18 protein-coding genes and 1 pseudogene are annotated in these 20,757 nt (G+C 71.9%); 11 read left to right on the top strand and 8 right to left on the bottom strand.

Annotation, left to right across the window (positions count from 1 at the left end; genetic code table 11):
• Positions 1–8: 8 nt before the first annotated feature.
• Both hppD and ACQPZW_RS17875 read right to left on the bottom strand, forming a co-directional pair.
• Positions 9–1,214, bottom strand: a complete 1,206-nt coding sequence (gene hppD / locus ACQPZW_RS17880) for a 4-hydroxyphenylpyruvate dioxygenase (RefSeq protein ID WP_433796028.1) — start codon at positions 1,212–1,214, stop codon at positions 9–11.
• Positions 1,215–1,337: 123 nt separating this feature from the next.
• Positions 1,338–2,855: a diguanylate cyclase gene (locus tag ACQPZW_RS17875; RefSeq protein ID WP_433796027.1), complete on the bottom strand. Its 1,518-nt coding sequence runs from the start codon at positions 2,853–2,855 to the stop codon at positions 1,338–1,340.
• Between the two features lie 187 nt (positions 2,856–3,042).
• On the opposite strand from ACQPZW_RS17875, the gene ACQPZW_RS17870 reads away from it, so the two are divergent.
• The 3 genes from ACQPZW_RS17870 to ACQPZW_RS17860 are packed head-to-tail and all read left to right on the top strand — an operon-like array spanning position 3,043 to position 5,626.
• On the top strand, positions 3,043–4,047 hold the full coding sequence (locus tag ACQPZW_RS17870; RefSeq protein ID WP_433796026.1) for a hypothetical protein: 1,005 nt from the start codon (positions 3,043–3,045) through the stop codon (positions 4,045–4,047).
• Positions 4,044–4,559: a SigE family RNA polymerase sigma factor gene (locus ACQPZW_RS17865; protein WP_433796025.1), complete on the top strand. Its 516-nt coding sequence runs from the start codon at positions 4,044–4,046 to the stop codon at positions 4,557–4,559. The genes ACQPZW_RS17870 and ACQPZW_RS17865 overlap by 4 nt, the downstream gene beginning before the upstream one ends.
• Positions 4,560–4,594: 35 nt before the next feature.
• Entirely contained in the window at positions 4,595–5,626 is a 1,032-nt protein-coding gene (locus tag ACQPZW_RS17860) for an enoyl-CoA hydratase/isomerase family protein (RefSeq protein ID WP_433796024.1), read from the top strand.
• Positions 5,627–5,637: 11 nt separating this feature from the next.
• On the opposite strand, the gene ACQPZW_RS17855 is transcribed toward ACQPZW_RS17860, so the two are convergent.
• Positions 5,638–5,799 (bottom strand): hypothetical protein, encoded by a 162-nt coding sequence (locus ACQPZW_RS17855; RefSeq protein WP_433796023.1) that lies wholly within the window; start codon positions 5,797–5,799, stop codon positions 5,638–5,640.
• 70 nt (positions 5,800–5,869) lie between these two features.
• Between ACQPZW_RS17855 and ACQPZW_RS17850 the strand changes: the two genes are divergently transcribed.
• The 3 genes and pseudogenes from ACQPZW_RS17850 (at position 5,870) to ACQPZW_RS17840 (ending at position 6,538) form a co-directional block, all read left to right on the top strand.
• Positions 5,870–6,028: a hypothetical protein gene (locus ACQPZW_RS17850; protein WP_433796022.1), complete on the top strand. Its 159-nt coding sequence runs from the start codon at positions 5,870–5,872 to the stop codon at positions 6,026–6,028.
• A pseudogene (locus ACQPZW_RS17845) lies at positions 6,016–6,198 on the top strand (diguanylate cyclase domain-containing protein); the annotation flags it as partial. The gene ACQPZW_RS17850 and the pseudogene ACQPZW_RS17845, both read left to right, overlap by 13 nt.
• A gap of 115 nt (positions 6,199–6,313) precedes the next feature.
• On the top strand, positions 6,314–6,538 hold the full coding sequence (locus ACQPZW_RS17840) for a hypothetical protein (RefSeq protein WP_433796021.1): 225 nt from the start codon (positions 6,314–6,316) through the stop codon (positions 6,536–6,538).
• 331 nt (positions 6,539–6,869) lie between these two features.
• On the opposite strand, the gene ACQPZW_RS17835 is transcribed toward ACQPZW_RS17840, so the two are convergent.
• The 3 genes from ACQPZW_RS17835 to ACQPZW_RS17825 all read right to left on the bottom strand — a co-directional run bounded on the left by ACQPZW_RS17835 (position 6,870) and on the right by ACQPZW_RS17825 (position 13,927).
• Positions 6,870–8,474 (bottom strand): DUF4132 domain-containing protein, encoded by a 1,605-nt coding sequence (locus ACQPZW_RS17835; protein ID WP_433796020.1) that lies wholly within the window; start codon positions 8,472–8,474, stop codon positions 6,870–6,872.
• Entirely contained in the window at positions 8,465–10,384 is a 1,920-nt protein-coding gene (locus tag ACQPZW_RS17830) for a hypothetical protein (RefSeq protein ID WP_433796019.1), read from the bottom strand. Before ACQPZW_RS17830 ends, ACQPZW_RS17835 begins: the two co-directional genes overlap by 10 nt.
• Positions 10,385–10,504: 120 nt before the next feature.
• Positions 10,505–13,927 (bottom strand): DUF4132 domain-containing protein, encoded by a 3,423-nt coding sequence (locus ACQPZW_RS17825; RefSeq protein ID WP_433796018.1) that lies wholly within the window; start codon positions 13,925–13,927, stop codon positions 10,505–10,507.
• A 169-nt stretch (positions 13,928–14,096) separates the two neighbouring features.
• Between ACQPZW_RS17825 and ACQPZW_RS17820 the strand changes: the two genes are divergently transcribed.
• From ACQPZW_RS17820 to ACQPZW_RS17805, 4 genes are all read left to right on the top strand, one after another.
• On the top strand, positions 14,097–14,396 hold the full coding sequence (locus ACQPZW_RS17820) for a hypothetical protein (protein ID WP_433796017.1): 300 nt from the start codon (positions 14,097–14,099) through the stop codon (positions 14,394–14,396).
• A gap of 35 nt (positions 14,397–14,431) precedes the next feature.
• A complete protein-coding gene (locus ACQPZW_RS17815) occupies positions 14,432–17,143 on the top strand; it encodes a BTAD domain-containing putative transcriptional regulator (RefSeq protein ID WP_433796016.1) in 2,712 nt (903 codons plus the stop codon).
• Positions 17,144–17,222: 79 nt separating this feature from the next.
• Entirely contained in the window at positions 17,223–17,804 is a 582-nt protein-coding gene (locus tag ACQPZW_RS17810) for a hypothetical protein (protein WP_433796015.1), read from the top strand.
• 91 nt (positions 17,805–17,895) lie between these two features.
• Positions 17,896–18,381 carry a hypothetical protein gene (locus ACQPZW_RS17805; protein ID WP_433796014.1) on the top strand — a complete coding sequence of 162 codons (486 nt, stop codon included), beginning with the start codon at positions 17,896–17,898 and terminating at the stop codon, positions 18,379–18,381.
• On the opposite strand, the gene ACQPZW_RS17800 is transcribed toward ACQPZW_RS17805, so the two are convergent.
• Together ACQPZW_RS17800 and ACQPZW_RS17795 are read right to left on the bottom strand one after the other, a co-directional pair.
• The gene (locus ACQPZW_RS17800; RefSeq protein WP_433796013.1) at positions 18,341–20,029 is read right to left on the bottom strand and encodes a sodium:solute symporter family protein; all 1,689 of its coding nucleotides are present in this window, start codon (positions 20,027–20,029) and stop codon (positions 18,341–18,343) included. The genes ACQPZW_RS17805 and ACQPZW_RS17800 overlap by 41 nt on opposite strands.
• 2 nt (positions 20,030–20,031) lie before the next feature.
• Positions 20,032–20,349: a DUF3311 domain-containing protein gene (locus tag ACQPZW_RS17795; RefSeq protein ID WP_433796012.1), complete on the bottom strand. Its 318-nt coding sequence runs from the start codon at positions 20,347–20,349 to the stop codon at positions 20,032–20,034.
• Between the two features lie 237 nt (positions 20,350–20,586).
• Here ACQPZW_RS17795 and ACQPZW_RS17790 point away from each other — a divergent pair, with 237 nt between their 5' ends.
• On the top strand, positions 20,587–20,757 hold the full coding sequence (locus tag ACQPZW_RS17790) for a hypothetical protein (protein WP_433796011.1): 171 nt from the start codon (positions 20,587–20,589) through the stop codon (positions 20,755–20,757).

Raw genomic sequence — 20,757 nt, 5'->3', positions numbered from 1 at the left:
GTCCCCGGTCAGAAGTTGCCGCGCTTGGCCTGCTCCCGCTCGATGGCCTCGAACAGGGCCTTGAAGTTTCCCTTGCCGAACCCGAGCGACCCGTGCCGCTCGATCAGCTCGAAGAACACGGTAGGCCGGTCACCGATCGGCTTGGTGAAGATCTGCAGCAGATAGCCGTCCTCGTCACGGTCGACCAGGATGCCGCGCTTCTGCAGCTCCTCGATCGGCGCCCGCACCTCGCCGATCCGCGCCCGCAGCTCCGGGTCGGAGTAGTACGAGTCCGGCGTCGCGAGGAACTCCACACCCTCCTCGACCAGGGCGTCGACCGCGCCGAGGATGTCGTTGGTGGCCAGCGCCAGATGCTGCGCGCCCGGCCCGCGGTAGAACTCCAGGTACTCGTCGATCTGCGACTTCTTCTTGCCGATCGCCGGCTCGTTCAGCGGGAACTTGACCCGGTGGTTACCGGACGCCACGACCTTGCTCATCAACGCCGAGTAGTCGGTGGCGATGTCGTCGCCGATGAACTCGGCCATGTTGGTGAAGCCCATGACCCGGTTGTAGAAGTCGACCCACTGGTCCATGGCGCCGAGCTCGACGTTGCCGACGATGTGGTCCAGAGCCTGGAAGATCCGCTTCGGCGCCCCGGGACGCTTGCGGTGCGTCGTGGTCCGGGCGACATAACCCGGGAGGTACGGGCCGGAGTAGTGCGCCCGGTTGACCAGGGTGTGCCGGGTGTCGCCGTAGGCGGCGATGGCCGCGATCCGGACCGTGCCGTACTCGTCGGAGACGTCGTGCGGCTCCTCGAGGATGGTGGCGCCCTGTGCGCGGGCGTGTTCGATGCACTTGTCGACGTCCGGGACGGTCAGCGCGATGTCGGTGATGCCGTCGCCGTGCACCGAGTGGTGGGCGATGATCGGGCTGTCCGGGTCGACCCCGCCGTTGATCACGAACCGGATGGCGCCGCTCTTCAGCACGTACGACATGTGGTCGCGGTTGCCGTTCTCCGGGCCGGAGTAGGCGATCAGCTCCATCCCGAAGGCGGACTGGAAGAAGTGCGCGGTCTGGGTGGCGTTGCCGACCGCCCACACGATCGCGTCCCACCCGGTGACCGGGAACGGGTCGCCGGCGGAGTCGTACTCGACGAGCCCCACAAGCTGCTTGAGGGTGTCGAGATCAAGCTCCGCGAGACGTTCCTCGCTGGTCAGCGTGTCGTTGACGGACATCGGCGCTCCCTTCAGCGGCCTTGCGATGCCCCCAGCCTTACGAGACGCCGGTCACTGCACAACAAGCACATTTTTCGCCGGGCAGATTGCCCAGAACGACAGGTCGAAGGTCCTGATCCCTGGTCAATTTGCCCAGACACGGCCGCGACCGTCATGCTTGGCGTGATAGAGGCTGCGGTCCGCGTCGGTCAGCAGGGCGGGCAGTTCACGGCGGCTTCCGTGGTGCACGCCGATGCTCACCGACACCTTCAGGCCCAGCGCCAGGTCGTCCCACGGATGCGACCGGACCGCCTCCAGGATCTGCTGCGCGCGGGCCGTCGGGATCTCGGTGTGGACCTCGGCCAGGATCACCACGAACTCGTCGCCGCCCAGCCGGGCCGCCAGGTCGGTCGGGCGCACATGCAGCGCCAGGATCTGCCCGAGCCGGGCCAGTACCAGGTCACCCACGTCGTGCCCGAAGGTGTCGTTGACCGCCTTGAAATGGTCCACGTCGATCATCATGACCGCGTAGGCCTGCTCGTCGGTCCTCTCGCCCAGCCCGGACAGGTAGGCCTGATAGCCACGCCGGTTCGCCAGGCCGGTCAGCTCGTCCACCACCAGATCGCGGCGCAACTGCTCGTGGTCACGGCGGCGGCGCTCCACGGCGATCGCGTCGCGCATGCCGGACATCCGGTCCAGGCGGTCGTTCCAGCGCAGCACGGCCAGCTCGTCGCCGTACCGGATGGCCTCGGGGTTGGTGCCCGGTCTCCTCGCGGCGACGCCCAGGCGCAGCAGCTTCGTGCCGGTCGGCACCGGGATCCCCAGGTCGTCGCCGGCCTCCATGGCCAGTCGCGCGGCGGTCTCGGCGTCCCCGTCGCGGGCCGCGGCGATCGCCCCGCCCAGCAGGGCGACGCGGCCCTCGGCCGGGGTCGGCGGATCACCGGCGATCGCGGCCAGCAGGTGCTGCATGCCATACACCTCCCCCACCCAGCCCGGCGGCCAGCCGCCATCGGTCGGGTCACCGATCGCCAGGGCCGTCCGCGCCCGGGCGGCCGCCTCGTCCCACTGGCCGATCGCGGCCAGGCAACTCGCCCAGTCCAGCGCCAGATCGAACGAGTTGATCGACACCACCCGGATCTGCCGGCGGACCGTCTCGGCCCAGCGGACATCGGTGCGGGCCGCCAGGGTCCGCTCGGTGATCTCGTAATACTCCTGCGCCAGCTCCCAGAAGCCCAGCTCGTGCGCGACACACGCGACCTCGATCAGTGCGTTGGCCCGGTGCACCACCAGGCCGTTGCCGTCCGCCTCGTCGAGCAGCACCACCGACTCCACCAGCAGCGCCGCCGCCGACTCCCCGGTCGTCGCGAGCCGGCGCTGACCGGCGCAGCGCAGCGCCTTGAGCGCGATCGACAGCGCGAGCAGATCCGGATCGCCGAGCAGCAGGGCCGTGTCGAGCATCGCGTTGACGTGCTCGGTGTCGTCGACACCGTCCTCCAGGCAGGCCAGCGACCGCGCCATGTGCAGCAGCAGCCGCACGTCCTCCCAGCCGCATGCCCGCGCCTCGACCTCGGCCCGCTCCACCGCAGCCGGGTCGTTGTGCCCCTGCGCAGCCTCGATGAGCAGGTAGGCACGCTCGATGGCCACCTCGTGACCGGTGCTCATCGGGTCGCGGTCGGGCACCCTGTCCTCACAGTCCGCCGCGAGCGGCGATCGCTTTCCGCCGCCGTCACCATACCGGTCACTGATCGTCGAAGTACGCGAACCGGCACTGCCGGCCGAACTCGTGGAACCATTCGGCCGATCGATGTCTTTCGGGAGGGTGACGAAGGACCCCGAACGGAGCGAAGGCATGACGGAACGGATCAGGCGGCTGCTCGACGACGCTGTCGACCAGCTCGAGCCACGGGACATGGACCCGGTCGGCTCCGTCCTGCGACGCGAACGGACCGCGAAGCGGCGAACCTTGACCGCGGGGCTCGGGGTGGCGGCGCTGACCGTCGGCGCGATCACCGCCGGCGGACTGGCTATCAACCGTCCGGAGACCGGGCCGCCCGAGCCCCCGCAGACCGCCGGCCCGATCGCCGACGCCCCGCCCGTCCCCCGGACCCTCGACGGCACGGTCACCGCCGGAACACTGGAGATGCGGATCCCCGGGGAATGGAAGGCCCTCGACGACGGCGAGAGGGAACGGTGCGACCCGGCCCCGGGAAGGGACACCGTCGTGGTCGTCCACACCGGCGTCGACGGGTGCCGCCTCGGCATCGAGGTCTCCGGCCGTGTTCCCCGGATGCCCGACCCTCCGCCCGCGATGATCACCCTGCCCGGCGGCGAACCCGCCTGGCTCGGCGAGCCGTCCCGCAGCAGGAACCCGCGGACGAGACAGCTCCAATACCGGACCGTGATGGTGATGCCGTGGTCGCTCGTCACCTACGAGCTGTTCGCCGACAACCCGGGCAACGGGCAGCTGCTCCGGCCCTCGCGTACCGCCCCGATCCGGGCCGGCGTCCTCACGCTGCCCGAGACCGCCGCCCACGCCTACCTCTCCGGTCCCGACGTACAGGCCGAACTCGCCGACAGCACCGCGATCGCCCGGCTCATGCAGGCCCTGCACGCCGCGACCGATGTGGTGGAGAACGCCGACGCCTGCGCGAACGTGTCCCAGGAGACCCTGCAGATCACGCTCCTGCCCGGCGGCACCGCGCAGCCCCCCGAGCCGTCGGACCCGGCAGCGTTCCGGGTGGTGATCGCGCTCGGCACCTGCCAGGAGGCGGTCTCCTCACACGGCGGACGGGTACGGCTCACCGACACGGCCGTCACCGAGCTGAAAACGATCTTCAGGATCGGCGCCCGGTGACCGACGACGGATTCGCCACGTTCGTCGGCGCCCGCTACCCGGCGCTCGTCCGCTACGGCGCCCTGCTCACCGGCGACCACGGCCACGGCGAAGACCTCGCCCAGGAGGCGCTGGTCAAAACACACCGCGCCTGGCGGCGACTGCACCCCGACGGCGATCCGGAGGGCTACACCAGGCAGGTGATGGTACGGGCCGCCTGGCGCGCCGGACGCCGGTTGTGGCGACGTGAGCTGCCCGCGGCGGTGCCACCCGACCGGGCCGCCGACGGTGACGCCTTCGACGTTCGCGACACCGCCGCGGTGGTGCTCGCCGCACTACGCCAACTGCCACCCGGACAGCGGATCGTGCTGGTGCTGCGCTACTGGGCCGGCCTGTCCGAGCAGGAGATCGCCACCCAGCTCGGGTGCTCCAGCGGAACGGTGAAGAGCCGGGCCAGCCGGGCGCTCACCACACTGCGCCGCACCGGCGGGCCACTCACCGACGCCTTCGCCGTGGCGTCGTCACCCCGGTAGCGACGCGACGACCCGGCCCGTGGAAGATCGCAAGCATGCCCGAACCGAGCGCGCCGCCCGTACTCTCCGAGGTCACCGGCGGGCTCGGCCGGCTCACCCTCAACCGGCCGGCCGCGATCAACGCCCTCACCGCGGAGATGGTCGGCGCGCTTCGGCGTAGGCTCGCTGACTGGTCGGAAACGGACCGGGTCCGGGCCGTGCTGATCAGCGGCGCCGGACCGCGAGGCCTGTGCGCCGGAGGCGACCTGCGGGCCATGCACGCCGACGCCGTCTCCGGAGGCACCGCGACCCTGGACTTCTGGGCCGACGAGTACCGCCTCAACGCCGAACTGGCCGACTATCCGAAACCGGTCGTCGCGTTCATGGACGGGCTCGTCATGGGCGGCGGCATCGGAGTCTCCGCGCACGCGTCGCTGCGGGTCGTCACCGAACGGTCCCGGCTCGCCATGCCGGAGGTGGGCATCGGCTTCCACCCCGACGTGGGCGGATCGTGGCTGCTCGCCCACGCGCCGGGCCGGATCGGCGTCCATCTGGCGCTGACCGGCGGCACGATCGGCGCCGCCGACGCCATCCTGGCCGGCCTCGCCGACGTGTTCGTACCCAGCGCCCGCCTCGACGACCTGGCCGAGGCCCTGCAGACCGGGGACGCCGCCTCGGTGGTGGAGTCGTTCGCCGCGCCGGCCCCACCCGGCGACCTGGCCGGCGCCCGCACATGGATCGACGAGTGCTACACCGGCGACGACGTGACCGCGATCGTCGACCGGCTCGCCGCGTCCTCCGCCCCGGGCGCGCAGGCGGCCGCCAAGGAGATCGCCACCAAATCGCCGACGTCCCTGGTCGTGGCCCTGCGGTCGGTGCGGTCGGCGGCCACCATGCCGGGCCTGCGAGAGGCACTCGACCAGGAGTACCGGCTGTCGGCGGCCCTTCTGCGCCTGCCCGACCTCGCGGAGGGGATCCGCGCCCAGATCATCGACAAGGACCGCCGCCCACGCTGGCGGCCCGCCACCCTGGCCGAGGTCTCCCCCGCCGTGATCGACGCCTGCTTCGCCCCGTCTCCAGCCCCCTGAGCACCCCTCCCTCAACCGACGGCACCGCGGTGGCGGTTGATCAGGCCCATCAGGACGCCGCGGAAGGCCACCTCCTCCAGCAGGACGGTGCCGAGCGGGACGTTGCCCTTCGAGCCGGGTGGCGCCGCCGACGTGGCGCTGATCCTGGCGAACTCGCTCGTGGCGGCCGCCACGATGCATCTTTCGATGCGGCAACTCACGGTCCCTCTCGCTTTTGTACGCCCACGCCTCACCCTTCTGTCCATGGCGATTCTGTCCATGGCGATCCTGCTCGCCCCGGCCATCAGCCTCTACCAGGGTGCCACCGGCCGTATCGCGCAGAACTGGCTCGCCGCGGGACTCGCGTCGATCGTTCTGTTCCTGCTGGTGAGCGCCCGGATGGCCGCCTCGTGCTGCGCGTAGAGCATCAGGCCGGACGCCTGTCGGTGCTGGTCGATCAGGACGCGCTCACCGGTGTGGCGAACCGCCGCCGCTGGGACCGGCATCTGACCGACGCCCTGGACCGCTCGACACGAACCGGCGAGCCGCTGGTGGTGGCCCTGCTGGATCTGGACCATGTCAAGCGCTACAACGACACCCACGGCCCCCAGGCCGGCGACGAACTCCTGACCAGCGCCGCCACCGCCTGGTCCACCCGGTCTGCGCGACGCGGATCTGCTGACCCGTTACGGCGGCGAGGAGTTCTGCGTGCTGCTGACCGGCCGGACCACCGAGGCAGCCGCCGTGGTCGAACGCCTGCTGGCCCTGACTCCGCACGGCCAGACGTTCTCGGCCGGGGTGGCCCGCTGGGACGGCCACCAGACCGCCCAGGAACTGCTCGAACACGCGGACCGCCTGCTCTACGCCGGCAAACACGCGGGCCGAGCCCGCGTGATCACCGAAACAGCCGTCCCGCCCGCCCGAGCCGTCTGAACCCGCCACCCGCCCCAAGCACGACCAGCACCACCACCCGAAGCGCGACCAGCACCACGCCCGAAACCCGACCAGCACCACGTCCGAAACCCGACCAGCATCGCCGCCCGAAACCCGCCAACGCCACCGCCGGAAGCGCGACCGACACCGCCCGAAGCGCGACCAGCACCACCGCCCGGAACCTGAGAGCACCACCCGAAACTGCGATCCACCCGAAACCGGACCAGCACCACGCCCGCAACCGCCACACGCCGCAACAGACACCCACCGGCAACGACACCCGCCGGCAACGAGGCCCGCCGGCAGCGACACCCGCCGGACGGCGAAACCCTCAGCTGGTCACGTCGGTCAGGTCGCGCAGGATCTCCGAAGCGGCGACCGGGTCGAGTTCACCCCATGGCAGCATCCTCGCCTCGGCGATGTCCCATGGGCCGATGCTGCCGTCGTGCAGATAGACGGCGACCAGGCTCTGCTTGGCGTGGAACCCCACTTTCCCCACGATCCCCGGATCGAGATGGACGGTCACGACCTGCCCCGGTCTCACCTCCCGATCGAAGCCCGCCTGGATTCCGGCATTGACCGGTTCGTGGCGTTGCCACCCGCGCCGGTCGAGGGTGAGAACCTTGGTGGTGGGCACGGTGACGCCCTCGAAGCGGGCCAGCCGCCCCACCGTCTCCTCGGCCGGGGTGAACGCATACACCGGCCGACCCAGCTGCGGGAACGGCTGAAGGATCTCGTAGTCGGCGAACAACTCCGCCCACCCGGCAGCCGAAGCGCCCAACTGCACCGGATGCGCCACTCCGACCACGTCGTCGTCAGCGAGCACGACCGGCTCATCGTCGACGCCGGCGAAACTGCGGTCCTCGGCGATCCTTAGCGAGCCGACCAAGGCCCCAGCCCTTGCCACAGCCGCTGACTTGGACCCGGACCCGGGTCCGGCCCCTGCCAAAGCCGCTGACCCAGACCCAGCCGCTGACCCGGGTCCGGCCCCTGCCAAGGCCCCAGACCCAGACCCAGACCCGGACCCGGACCCGGACCCGGACCCGGACCCGGACCCGGACCCGGACCCGGACCCGGACCCGGACCCGGACCCGGACCCGGACCCTTCGAAGCGCGCCCAGACCAGGCGGCGCCCGATGTGCCACATCAGCGGATGGTCGACGAACAGCCGCCGGAAGTCCGCCCCGGTCCATCGCCGCCCGGCGACCATGGCCTGCTCCAGGCGGCGCACCTGCTCGGCCGCGATCTTGCGGACCGCCTTCTTCAGCAGGGCGAACCGCTGATAGGCCGCCTCGCTCAGCTCGGCATCGTCACGGACCCCGGGTTTGGGCAGTTCCTTGAGCCGTTTACCGTCTCCGCCGACGACGAACGGCCGCAGCTGCTCGTCGAAACCGACCACGAACTGCCTCGGCCCGTAGTCGAGCCGCAGACTCCCGTCGGCGTCCAGCCCGAAGTCGGGAACCAGCCGGTCGGCCAGCTCGTCGGCGGTGAGCCCCAGCCGGTCCGCGATCTCGCCGATGCGTGCGGCGGCGGCCTTGCGCAGCGGCGTGGACTTGGCCCGCTGCGAGATCCGGTGCAGGTGCATCAACGCCTCGTCGGTGCCGATGCCGACCAGCACGGACAGGCCCGAGACGGCCTTGGCATGCCAGCCCTCACTGGGCCAGGAGAGGATCAGCGGGGTGATCCGGCGGGCGGTCTCGTCGGTGCCGGTCATCGCGACGGTGTCGAGCACCCAGCCGTCCTTGGCGGCACCACCGGCGGCCTGCCACCGCTGGAACAGCGCCCAGCCGAGCTCGGCCAGGTCGTCGGGATCGACAGCGACCCGAACGAGCTCCAAGCCTGCATACGGCTCGTCGGGCCGCGAGATCATCAGGACCTGGACCAGGTGGGTGATCGCCTCGGCGGGCAGCGCTCCGGCGCCGTCGCTCAGCCGCACCGGCGGGAGCACCCCGGGGCGGCCCAGACCGGCGGTGTCGGCATCCGGGCCGGGAGGGCCGCCAGCGGATCGGCGACGAAGAGCGCCTCCACACCGGCGGCGGCCTCCGGCCCATACCCCGCGGCGGCCTGCCGGATCTCTTCGGTGTGGCCGTGGCCGTGCAGCAGGAGCAACACGCGCTCGGCCTGTCGCCGGGCCGTGCCGGGCTTGCCGAGTGCGGGAGGGATCAGCGCACGGGCGGCCGCGCCCGGATGGCGCAGCAGCCACTGCCGGGCCGGGCCCCGCACGGTCTTGAGCCGTGCCGACCAGTCGGCCACCAGCACCGCGACCTCGGTCGACGTGAACGGGAGCAGCAGCGCGGCGTAGTCGGCGGGCGTGGCCCGGGCGAGCGTCAGCAGGGCCGGCAACATGTCGGTCCCGAGACGCGCCGCTGCGACCGGCATCCAATAGGGCGCATCCCAGCTGGACCGCGGCTCCCACCGGACGAGGGTCGCGCGGGCGATCTCCTCCGGCGCACGGGCGAAGAGCAGACCCGGCTCGTCGTCCCATCGGCCCGTTCCGTTGATCACCTTCTCCGCCATGGCCGGCCAGTCGACGGCGGGGTCCTCCCGGAACCTCCGGCGCTCCGCCCACTCCTCCCGCTCCCCCGGCAACCAGGTGACGGCGGGCACATCGGTGCAGGCCAGGCCGGTGACGACCGGTGGTCTGGCGACCCGCTGACGGCGCGACCACGGTGGATCGGCCAGCACCGGAGGGACCGCCGACAGGGGCGCGGTCACCACCTCGTGCCAGGCTCGCACGATGGCCTGAACCCGCCCGGCCGCCGGCAGGCTCAACAGGGGCGTCACCTCGTTGACCAGGTCGAGGTGCTCGACGACGTGGCCACGCAACAGGTCGGCGACGTCATGCTCGGCGAGGATCCGCATGGCCCGGGCGGGGAACCGGCGGGCCGCCTCCAGCAGCGCCGCCTTGGCGGCACGGGAGCCGGAACGGGACAGCAGGCCGGTCATCACGTCGTCGCCCGGGATGGTGGCCACCAGGGAGAACAGCCACCGCTCGGTGCCCGCGCCGGAGAACTGGGCGATTTTCTGGTCGAGCCAGTGGAAGAGCGTGGACACGGCGGACGGGCCGACGCCGTCGAGCAGGGTGAACACCAGTCCACGGTCGATGTCCAGATGCCACGGCTCGGGGATCTCGGCGAGCAGCCGTGCCTGCCCGGCGTCAGCGGTGGCGTGCAGCAGCAACCGCGCCCGCCACGAATCGCGGGAGGCGACGGTGTCGGCCACGTCGGCATCCACCCAGTCCGGCCGGGGCACCAGCGTCGAGCATGCGGCCCGCGCGGTCGGCAGCCCCTCCCTAAACGGCATCAGGGCGGTGACGACCTGCTCGAACTCGTCATCCGGCGCCACTGCGAGCGCCGCGCGGACCCGTAGCAGCACCGCCGTCGCCGGCCACCGGGTCAGCTGTGTCTCGCCCGGCCGCAGATGCCGGACACCGCGGTCGGACGACGGGTAGTGCTGGGTGCCGGACGCGGCGTGGTCGTCGATGAGCAGCATCGACGCCATCTCGACGGCCGCGGTCGCCGCGAACCGTAGGCCGTGCTCACCGATCCACAGGTCGGCGAAGAGGCGGACGTCATCGCTCGTGCGGCCGCCGGCCTTGATCGCCGCGACGGCGGCCGCGCCGACCGGTGCGGGGTTGCCGGCCAGCCACTGCGTCACCGCGGCCCGGACCGTCTCCGGTGTGGAGGGAGCCGCGAGCGCTCCACCCACACCGCCCCGCCGATCGGGGACGATCTCAGCGGTCCGCACGCCCGCCCCCGGATCGGCCACGAACGGCCGGGTCGTGGCCCCGCCACGACGCGGATGCACGTGCTCCGGAGCGATGAACGAGACCCCCGTGTCTTCCATGCCGCGCAACCTATCTCCCGGGTACGACAAAACCGGATCCCCGCCGACCGCCGGGCCGATCATGCCCACGACCAGCGGCGGAGGGAGGGAAAGGGCAGGGCGCCGGCGTAGCGCTGTCCGTCAGCCGGCGACCTCGGTCAGATCGAGCAGGATCTCCGAGACGGTGATCGGGTCGAGATCGCCCAACCGCAGCCGGCCCCGGCCCGGCCTGTCCCATCCGCTGCTGCCGCTGCCGCTGCCGCCGCTGCCGCTACCGCCGCTGCCGCCGCTGCCGCTGCCGCTGCCGCCGCTACCGCCGATGCCGCTACCGCCGATGCCGCTCAGGGACACTGTGGTCAGTCTCTGATCAGCGAAGATGCCGACCTCGCCGACCACGATTCCCGGATCCAGCTCGATCGAGACGACCCGCCCGGGCGCCACCGTCCGCTCGACATACACCTGCATCCCGCCCTCCTGCGGGCTGCTCCGCCGCCACCCGCGCCGCTCCAGTCCGAGCAGCCGGGTGGTGGGCACGGTGATCCCCTGGAACCGGGTCAGATGGCTGGCGTCGGCCTCCTGCTCCGTCAGGGCGAAGACCGGCCGCCCGAGCTGCGGAAACGGTTGCAGGATCTGATAGTCGGCGAACACCTCGCTCCATGCGGCCGTGGCGTCGCCGAGGTGAAGCGGGTGCGCCACGCCGATGACGTCGTCGTCGGCGAGGCCGGTGACCTCGTCGTCGACTCCGGCGAGGCTGCGGTCCTCGGCGACCCGCAGCGTGCCGGTCACCGCCCCGGCCTCGTCGAAACGGGCCCACACCAGGCGGCGCACGATGTGCCACAGCAGAGGATGACCGAGGAGGTACTCCCGGAACTCCGCGCCGCTCCAGCGGCGCCCGGTCACCATGGCCTGCTCGAGACGGCGCACCAGATCGGTCGCGACCGTGCGCACGTCCTTCTTCAACGCCGAGAACCGCCGGTAGGCCCCGTCACCCTCGGCTCCGGGTTTGGGCAGGGACTTCAGTCTCCTGCCGGTGTCATCGGTGACGAACGGCCGCAACTGCTCGTCGAACCCGACCACGAACCGCCGCGGCCCGTAGTCGAGCCGCAGACTGCCGTCGGCGTCCAGCCCGAAGTCGGGAACCAGCCGGTCGGCCAGCTGCTCCGCGGTGAGCCCGAGCCCGGCGGCGACCTCCTCGATCCGGGCGACGGCGGCGGTCTTGAGCCCTTTGAACCGTGCCCGCTGCGAGATCCGGTGCAGGTGCATGAGGGCCACGCCACTGCCGATCGTGGCCAGCACGGTCAGCCCGGAGACGGCCTTGGCGTGCCCGCCGTCGCCCGGCCAGGCGAGGATCATCGGCGACAGCCGGCGCACCGTCTCGTCGTCACCGGTCAGGCCGAGCGCGTGGAGCACCCAGCTCTCCTTGGCGGGTGCTCCGGCCGACTGCCACAACTCGAACAGCGCCCACCCGAACACGGCGAGGTCGGCGGGCTCGACCGCCTCCCGGACCATCTCCAGGCCCGCATAGGGATCCTCGGGCCGCGAGATCATCAGAATGCCGACCAGGTGCGCCGCGGCCTCGGTCGGCAGCGCCCCGGATCCGTCGCGTAGTCGCACCGGGGGCAGCAGCACGGGCGCGGCCCAGGACGGCGACGACGGCATCCGGGCCGGCGTCGCCAGCAGCGGGTCGGCGGTCAGCAGCGTCTCGACAGCGGCCGCGGCGTGGGGGCCGTATCCGGCGGCGGCTGTCCGGACCTCGTCGGCAGGCAGATGCCGCAGCGCCCGCTCGGCGTGCCGGCGAGCCGGTCCCGCCGGGCCGACCGCGGCCGGGATCAGGGCACGGGCCGCGGCGGCGGGGTGCCGCGCGAGCCAGGTCTGTGCGAGGCGGCGCATCGACTTGAGCCGGGCCAGCCAGTCGGCGACCAGCTCGGCGACCCGCGGCGACGCGAACGGAAGCAGCAGCGGCCCGTAGTCGGCCGGCTTGCCCTCGGCGACGGTAAGCAGCGCGGGCAGGGCGCCGGTCTCGTACTTGGCGGCGGTGAGACGTATCCAGGTGTCGAAGTCCCACAACTGCCACGGTCGCCAGTGCTCCAGCAGTGGCCGGGCGATCTCCTCCGGCGCGAGGGTGAACAGCTGGGCCTGCTCCCACCAGCAGGCCGACCCGGCGGTGACCTTGGCGGCGACCTGTGTCCAGTCGGCCGGCACGTCCTGGTGGAACCGCACCGGGGTCACCGCCCACTGCTCGCGCTCTCCCGGCAGCCAGGCCACGGACGCCGCGTCCGGGCAGCTCAGGCCGGTCACGACGGGTGGCTTGGCGGGTTTGGCGCGGCGGCGCGACCACGGCGGGTCGGCGAGCACCGGTGGGACTCGCGACAGCGGGGCGGTCACCACCGAGTCGGCCTCGGCGAGCACGGCCCGGATCCGGTCGGCGGCCTCGGCTGCCAGCCCGGGAAGCACCCGGTCGACCAGGTCACGGTTGGTCAGGACGTGGACCCGCAGCATCTCGGCCACGGCCGGGGTCGACGTCGCGGCGGCGAGGATCCGCAGGGCCCGTTCCGGGAACCGCCCGGCCGCCTCGATCAGGGCGGGTCTGACGTCACGGTCGGTGATCCGGGCGACCAGGCCGCGCATCACCGGGTCGGACGGCAGCGTGGACAGCACCTCCAGCACCCAGCGCCGGCCCTCGACCCCGAGGACGGCGGAGGCGTCCTGGTCGGCCCAGTGGAACAGGGCCGGACCGGCCTCACCGCCGAGCGCCTCGGCCACCGCCACCAGCGCCGACGGGCGGCGCAGCAGCATCCAGGCGTCGGCGACCTTGGCCAGGGTCGCGGCCTGCTCGCCCGTGCACGCCGCGTAGAACAGCATCGCGGCGCGGGGCCCGTCGGCGTCGGCCACCACGGCGGCGACCTCCTCCTCGACCCGGTCCGCCCGGGGGACGAGCACCGAACAGGCGACCCGGGCGTACGCCGAGCGTGTCCGATACGCCTCCAGTGATGCCACGACCTGCTGGAACTCTGTCTCCGGGGCGGCCACGAGCGCGTCACGCACCCGCAGGAGCACCAGCAGCGGCAGGTCGGCGAAGTAGCCGGGACGGGTCTCGCCGGGACGCAGGTAGCGGACGCCGACGTCACGGCTCGGAAGGTGGCGCTGGTTGGCCGGCAACGTGTCGTCGACGACCAGCATCGACGCCAACTCGACCGCGGCCGGGGCGGCGAACGGCAGCCCGCGCTCGCTGATCCACAGGTCGGCGAAGAGGCCGATGTCGTCGTCGTTGCCGCGGCGGTAGAACTCGGTGATGGCGGCGACCGCGCCCGCCCCGGCCGGTGGCGCGCCGGCGTCACCGGCCTGCCACGCCTGCCCGGCGGCCCGCAGCGGCGCCTCGGTGGCCGGCCGGTCGAGCACCCAGGGCACCGTGGCCGGCTGGTCGGCGAGCAGTCGGGCGATCAGCTCGCGCGCTCTCGGGTCGGGTGTGAACGCGGGCACGCCGGTACTGCCGCGCCGTGGCCGCCGGTGCCGCAGCCACGCACGGGGCAGCTCGAAGACGCTCTCATACCCTGAATCACCCATGCCGCTCCGCTCTCGATCGACCACCGTCCTCCCCGGCGGTCGGCGAACCGTACCGCCGGGGTACGACACTCCCCGTCGGGGTCCGGCATCCCATTGAGTGAGGTCGGCCCTCATGAGGATCAGGGCGGCTCGGAGAGCGTACAAATGGGAGGCATTAGGGTCTGGCGGTGTGACGATCCAACTCTGCGTGCTGCTGTGGGCACGGCCGGGCCGCTCTGACGCGATGGCCGCCTATGAGGACACCGTTCTCGCGCTGCTCCCCGACCACGACGGCCGCCTGGTGCAGCGGGCCCGCACCCGTCCGGACGCTCCGGACGGCGCCCCCGACGAGACGCAGCTGATCGAGTTCGCCGGGCAGGCCGGTTACGACGGTTTCCTCGCCGATCCGCGCCGCGCCGCGCTGTCCGCCGAGCGGGACGCCGCGATCGCCCGCACCGAGCTCTTCCCGGTGACCCTCGATCGCGCCTGAGCTGTGTGGACGGCCGTGGGCCGTAATATCGGCGGATGCTGCGGTTCGAGGTGCTGGGCCCGGTGCGGGTGTGTGCCGCCTCCGGTGAGCTGACACTGCCACCGAAACCGCGCGCGCTCCTGGCTGTCCTTCTGGCCGCGCGTGGACGCCCGGTCACCGTGGAGCGGCTGCTCGGCGAGTTGTGGCCGGACGGGGCGCCGTCGACGGCGAGCGCGACCCTTCAGATGCACGTGTCGGCGCTGCGCAAGGTGGTCGGTGACCGGGTCCGGACGGCGCCGGGCAGTTACCGGCTCGACCTGGCCGGCGCGGAGTTCGACGCGGCCGAGTTCGAGGACGGCGGTGACCTGGGGCTGTGGCGCGGAGACGCCTACGAGGGCGTGGCCGCTGGGCCGTCGGTCGCGGCGGACGCGGCCGGGCTGGGCGAGAGGCGGCTGGCGGCCCGGCTGCGGTGGGCACGGCAGGCACTCGACCAGGGGCGGCACGTCGCGGCGGCGACCGAGCTGGCGGGGTGGGCGGCCGGGCAGCCCACCGACGAGGGCCTGGCCCGGCTGCTCATGCTGGCCCTGTACCGGTCGGGACGCGCCGGCGAGGCGTTGAGCGCGTTCGCCCGTACGGCGAAGGGCCTCGAGGATCTCGGCGCCCGGCCGGGCGGTGAGCTGGAGGCGCTCGCGGCGGCCGTGCGGCGGCAGGATCCGACGCTGGACCGGCCTGTGCCGGGTCTGCCGGCGCAGCGCAACCGGTTCATCGGGCGCCGGGCCGAGCTCGATCGGCTGCTCGGCCTGCTCGGTGAGGCGCGGTTGCTCACCGTGGTCGGTCCGGGTGGCGCCGGGAAGACCCGGATCAGTCTGGAGGTGGCCCGGGAGGTCGCCGGCGAGTACGAGGCGGTGCACGTCGTCGAGCTGGCCGAGCACCGTGACGGGCCGATCACGGTGCGGGTCGCCGCGGCCGCCGGCATCCGTGAGGAGCCCGGCATCCCCGTCCTGGACACGGTGATAGCGCAGCTCAGCGGCCGTATGCGGGGGCCTGCGACCGAGCCGCGCCAGGAGCGGGCGCTGATGATCCTCGACAATTGCGAGCATGTCCGGGCGGAAGCCGCGGAGCTGGCGCACGTCCTGCTCGCGGCGTGTCCCGGCCTGCGGCTGGTGGCGACCAGCCGGGAGCAGCTCGGCTTACCCGGCGAGGTGATCTTCACGCTGGAGGGCCTCACCACACCGTCACCCGGAGTGACCGATGCGCAGGCGGACGCCGTGCGGCTGCTCGCCGACCGGGTCGCGGCGGCGCGTGGCGGGGCCGGTCTCGCGCCGGCCGAGCAGGTCGTCGCGGCCGAGCTGGTGCGACGGCTGGACGGGCTGCCGCTGGCGATCGAGCTGGCCGCAGCGCGGCTGCGGGCGCTGCCGCTCGCCGAGATCATGTCGCGGCTGGACCGGCGGCTCGACCTGCTGACCGGCACGTCGCCGGTGGCCCGGCACCAGACGATGCGGGCCGCGATCGACTGGGGGTACGACCTGCTCGACCTGCCCCAGCAGGACCTGTTGCGCCTGCTCGGGGTTTTCGCGGGCGGCTTCGACCTGGCCGCCGCGGAGGCCGTCTACGCCGCCGACCCCCTGGATCCGCTGACGCAGCTCGTCGACCGGTCGATGGTCGAGTGGCGCGACGGGCGTTACCGGCTCATCGAGACGATCCGGGCGTACGCGCGGGAGCGTCTCGACCAGGACGGACCGGAGCGCGTTCGCGCGTACCAGCGGCTGGTCGATCTGTGGGTGGAACGCCTCGCGGCGCCGCCGCCGTCGGACGGGCCGCAGCACACCGCCTGGCTGAGCGGCATCGCCGCTGATCACGACACGATCGTGGCGGCGATCGACTGGTCGCTGCGGGCCGGCGATCCGCAGAAGGGCCTGACCGTCGCCTCCGGAATGTGGTGGTACTGGTGGATCGCCGGCCGGATGATCGAGGGCCGGGAGTGGCTCGGGCGTGCTCTCGACGCCGCGCCGTCGGCCGCCCCGGCACTGCGTGGCCGGGCGCTGCGGGCGGCGGCCGCGCTGGCCCGCAACTCCGGCGACCTGGAGCAGGCGCGCACTCTCGGTGAGCAGTGTCTGGTGACTTTCCGTGAGATCAGCGACCGGACAGGCGTGCTCGCCGCCCTCAACAACCTGCTGATCACCGCACAGGCGCAGGAGGACTATCCGGCGTCGCTGGAGTTCGGGCAGGAGGCGATCCGGGCCGCCGAGCAGGCCGGTGACCAGCGGATGATCGCCGCCGCTTCCAACAACACGGGCGGCACCCTGCGCTGCATGAACCGGCTGGACGAGGCCGAGCCGCTGTTCGCCCGGGCGCTCGCTGGCTTCCGCGCGCTCGGCGACCGGCGGGGTGAGGCGGCCGCGCTGTCGAACCTGTCGACCACCGACCGGCGGCGCGGCCGGCACGCCCCGGCCCGTGCGGCGATGCGGTCGGCGCTGGCGATCTACACCGAGTTGGGCATCACGGAGGGTCAGCTCGACGCCGTCGAGGGTCTCGCACAGTTGGACATCGCCGAGGGGGACGCGGCCGGCGGCCTGCGCCTGCTGGCCCTGGCCGAACGCGAGCGCGCCGCCCTCGGCGCCCCCAGCTTCACCCCCGACGAGATCGCCGACAAGGAGTCGGCCGAAGCCACCGCAAGATCATCCTTGGGTACGGCCGAACGCGCCGCCATCTACCGCGAGGCAGACGCCCTGACCCTTTCGGAGGTAGTGAACGCGCTGCTCCGGTGAGTCTTTGGGGTTTCTTTGGCGGCCGGGCGGATGGTTCTGGGCAACGGCAACCGCCTCACTTCTTCCACAGGAGAAACCCATGAAGCACCGCCTCGTCGCCCTGACCGCCGTCGTAGCCGTCGCGTTCACCGGCGGATGCGGCGTGCTCGGCAACGCCGCCGCCGGCGCGTCCGACATCACTTCCACCAGCCCGGCGAGCAAGAACAGTTCGGCGAGCGAGAAGAACTCGACCAGCGAGAACCAGCCGGCGACCAGGAGCGCCGAGCCGACCCCCTCTGCGAAGAAGAAGGGCACCGGCGACATCCCGGACCCGTGCACGCTGCTCTCCGAGGCCGAGGTGGTCGACCTGACCGGCCGTGAGATCACCCAGATCGACGAGGACGGCGGCGACGCCGGCGACCCGACCCGCTACTGCCAGTGGCAGCAGTCCGGCGGCCAGCTCGCCGTCTTCCTGAGCCGTACCACCGCCGAGGACTTCCAGATCACGATCGACGAGGCCGAGTGGGTCGACGGGGTCGGCCAGGACGCCTACACCCACTCCGGTCACCTGTACGTCCTGCAGGGCACGGTGCAGATCGACGTCTACTCGCGCGGCGCCTCGAACGCCGGGAACCTTGCCGACGCCACGGCGGTCGCGAAGACCCTGATCCCGCGGATCTGAGCACCGACCTGAACACGGGGCCGGATCAGCCGAACAGACAGGTTTCGGCTGATCCGGCCCCGTACTCGCGACCACGTGGTGACCTGGAACGATGATGAGCACCGTCACCGCGCTGGCGGGCCTGGCGCTCGCCGTGCTGCCGGCTCCGGCGGCCACCCGCGCGGCCGACCCGGGTGAGGTGACCTGGACGGCCACCCAGCGCCGCAGCGCCGACGCGGAGGACCTCTGCCGGGAGGGCCGCGCCACCGTCAAGGCGACCTACACCGGCGTGCACGGCATGACCGCCCTGCTGGTGTCCGGTGGGAAGGCCGACTATCCCGACCACGCCGCGTTCTCCCGGGGCCCGCTGATCTTCTCGTCCAGCACGTTCGACGGCGCCGACAGCCACGGCTCGTCGATCAGCGCCCCCGACGCGGGCGGCCCGGACGCCGCCGGCCCTGCGGTCCTCGGGATCGAGGTGCTCGACCTGAGGACCAACCGGTTCACCTGGTTCTCCAGCTGGGACTTCCCGCTGGCCTGCGGCTACGACTACGAGCTCACGATCGCGGACGTCGAGACGGCCGCCCCAGCGGGGTGAACCGGGCGCCGAGCGTCGGCACCGACACCGGCTGCGGAGCCTTCTCCCCGTCGATGATCTCGGTCATCCGGCGGATCGTCGGGTCCCCCTCGTCGGCCACGTAGTCGTGGTCGCGGGTCTCGTCGGGGCCGTCCGGCACACGGGCGTTGCGGAAGACCGGTGTGAGCGCGAACGTGACGATCAGGTTGACCGCGAGCGCCACGATCCCGACGTAGATGCTGGCGTCGCTGTCGATGCCGATGGTGTCCAGTGGCCACGCCGACCCGCCGAAGTGCTCCCGTACCACCGTGCTGCCGTTGGTTTTCGGAATCTGATAGAGCATGACTATTCCGACGAGCAGGCCCGCGCCGATCCCGCTCGCGAGCGCCCACCGATGGAACCAGTTGGTGTAGAGACCGAGCGCCACGGCCGGCAGCGTCTGCATGATCACCACGCCGCCGATGAGCTGCAGGTCGATCGCGAACTGGGTGTTGAGCAGCAGGATCACGAGCAGCGCGCCGAACTTGACGGTCAGCGAGACGATCTTGCTGACGTACGTCTCCTCCTTGGCGGTGGCGTCCGGCCGCAGATAGACGCGGTAGATGTCGCGGGTGAACAGGTTCGCCGCGGCGATCGACATGATCGCCGCCGGCACCATGGCGCCGACGCCGATGGCGGCGAAGACCATGCCGGCGGTCCAGGAGGGCGCGTTCTCGTTGAACCACTGGGGTACGACGGTGTTCGCGTTCCCGCCCACGGCCGTGGTGCCGCTGTAGATCGCCGCGAAGCCGACGAGCATCAGCACGCCCAGGGTGAGCGTGTAGAGCGGCAGCACGGCCAGGTTGCGCCGCAGCGTGCCCCGGTTGCGCGAGGCCAGCACTCCGGTGAGCGTGTGGGGGTAGAGGAAGAGCGCCAGCGCCGACCCGAGCGCCAGGGTGACGTAGTTGAGCTGGCTCTCCGGCGCGAGCAGCAGCCCGTCGTCGAGTCGTGCTGTGCCCGCGTACTTCGCCTCGGCCAGCCGGAACACCGGATCCCAGCCGCCCGGCATCATCGACACGATCATGATGACCGACAGCACCGACCACAGGACCAGCGTGTCCTTGACGATCGAGACGAGCGCCGGCCCGCGTAGCCCCGAGTTGAAGGTGTAGAGCGCCAGCACCAGGAACGCGATGGTCAGCGGCCAGCCCTTGGGCAGGCCCATCACCTCGAAGACCGCCTCGATGCCGATCAACTGCAGCGCGATGTACGGCATGGTGGCCACGATGCCGAGCACGGCGATCCCGGTGCCCAGCCCTTTCGAGCCGAACCGCGCCCGCACGAACTCGGCCGGCGTGACGAACCCGTGCACGTGACAGACCGACCAGAAGCGGGCCAGCACCACGAACAGCATCGGATAGACGATCACCAGGAACGGCACCGGGAAGAACCCGGCGGCGCCGACGCCGAAGACGAGGGTGGGCACGGCGACGAAGGTGTACGCCGTATAGACGTCCCCACTGAGCAGGAAGAATGTCACCCAGTTGCCGAACGCCCGGCCGCCCAGCCCCCACTCCTCGAGGCTGTGGATGTCGTTGGGGCGCCGCCATCGGGACGCCGCGAACCCCATGATCGCGACGACCCCGAAGATCAGTGTGAAGACGATCAGTTGAACCCTCTGATCGCCCATGGTCATCGGCTCCTGGAGTGCACGACGGCGATGACCATGCTGGCCAGGAAGGCGAAGCCGAGTTGGCTCCAGTAGAAGAAGGGCAGCCCGAGGAACGTCGGCTCGACCCGGTTGTAGAGCATCGGCGTCAGAGGGATGACGATCGGGATCAGCAGCAGCCAGTTGCGCCGGTGCGCGTCGGGCCGGCGGAAGAAGCCGCGCAGGGTGCGGAACTGGCGGGGTGGGGCGGCGTGCCGGGGCTGTGCGGGCCAGGCCTGCGATGGGCTCAGCAGGGCGTGGTGCCGGTCGGAAGATCCTGATCCGTATCGCCTGTCCACCATGGCAGCCTCCGGAGGGTGATCATGCGTCCACCGGCCGCAATGTTTGCAGGTGACGCACATCACGGTCGCCCGACGTTCGGACGATGCCGCCTCCACCTTTCGGCTGATTTCTGGTCAGTAACCCTGGTGATTCGCCGCGGGCGCTACCGGCTTCGTGCCACCCCGGCACGCAGTCGATCTTGCCGACTCGGCCGTGGCCCTAGAGTGCCGCGAGTGAGGCCAACGCGGGAGGAAACGGTGACGGACAGCAACGACCCACCATCGGGCAAGGGCCATCGCTGGTTCCTCGCGATCCTGCTGGTCATGGTGACCCTGGCGACGGCAGCCGGACTCGCGCTGGCCCGCAGCCGTGACGCCGCCGCCGGAACCGATCCGAGCCCCGGAGCCTCGGAATCGTTCCAGCCGTGA

The organism is Actinoplanes sp. CA-252034, assembly GCF_050956125.1.
Taxonomy (GTDB): domain Bacteria; phylum Actinomycetota; class Actinomycetes; order Mycobacteriales; family Micromonosporaceae; genus Actinoplanes.
This window is presented reverse-complemented; position numbering and strand designations above follow the sequence as displayed.

Bases quoted from the DNA above. Each gene is read 5' to 3' on its own strand.
- ACQPZW_RS17810 (WP_433796015.1), top strand. From the start codon at position 17,223: ATGAAGCACCGCCTCGTCGCCCTGACCGCCGTCGTAGCCGTCGCGTTC.
- ACQPZW_RS17795 (WP_433796012.1), bottom strand. From the start codon at position 20,349: ATGGTGGACAGGCGATACGGATCAGGATCTTCCGACCGGCACCACGCC.
- ACQPZW_RS17800 (WP_433796013.1), bottom strand. From the start codon at position 20,029: ATGGGCGATCAGAGGGTTCAACTGATCGTCTTCACACTGATCTTCGGG.
- ACQPZW_RS17815 (WP_433796016.1), top strand. From the start codon at position 14,432: ATGCTGCGGTTCGAGGTGCTGGGCCCGGTGCGGGTGTGTGCCGCCTCC.
- ACQPZW_RS17830 (WP_433796019.1), bottom strand. From the start codon at position 10,384: ATGGAAGACACGGGGGTCTCGTTCATCGCTCCGGAGCACGTGCATCCG.
- ACQPZW_RS17875 (WP_433796027.1), bottom strand. From the start codon at position 2,855: ATGAGCACCGGTCACGAGGTGGCCATCGAGCGTGCCTACCTGCTCATC.
- ACQPZW_RS17805 (WP_433796014.1), top strand. From the start codon at position 17,896: ATGATGAGCACCGTCACCGCGCTGGCGGGCCTGGCGCTCGCCGTGCTG.
- ACQPZW_RS17870 (WP_433796026.1), top strand. From the start codon at position 3,043: ATGACGGAACGGATCAGGCGGCTGCTCGACGACGCTGTCGACCAGCTC.
- hppD (WP_433796028.1), bottom strand. From the start codon at position 1,214: ATGTCCGTCAACGACACGCTGACCAGCGAGGAACGTCTCGCGGAGCTT.
- ACQPZW_RS17825 (WP_433796018.1), bottom strand. From the start codon at position 13,927: ATGGGTGATTCAGGGTATGAGAGCGTCTTCGAGCTGCCCCGTGCGTGG.
- ACQPZW_RS17860 (WP_433796024.1), top strand. From the start codon at position 4,595: ATGCCCGAACCGAGCGCGCCGCCCGTACTCTCCGAGGTCACCGGCGGG.
- ACQPZW_RS17850 (WP_433796022.1), top strand. From the start codon at position 5,870: ATGGCGATTCTGTCCATGGCGATCCTGCTCGCCCCGGCCATCAGCCTC.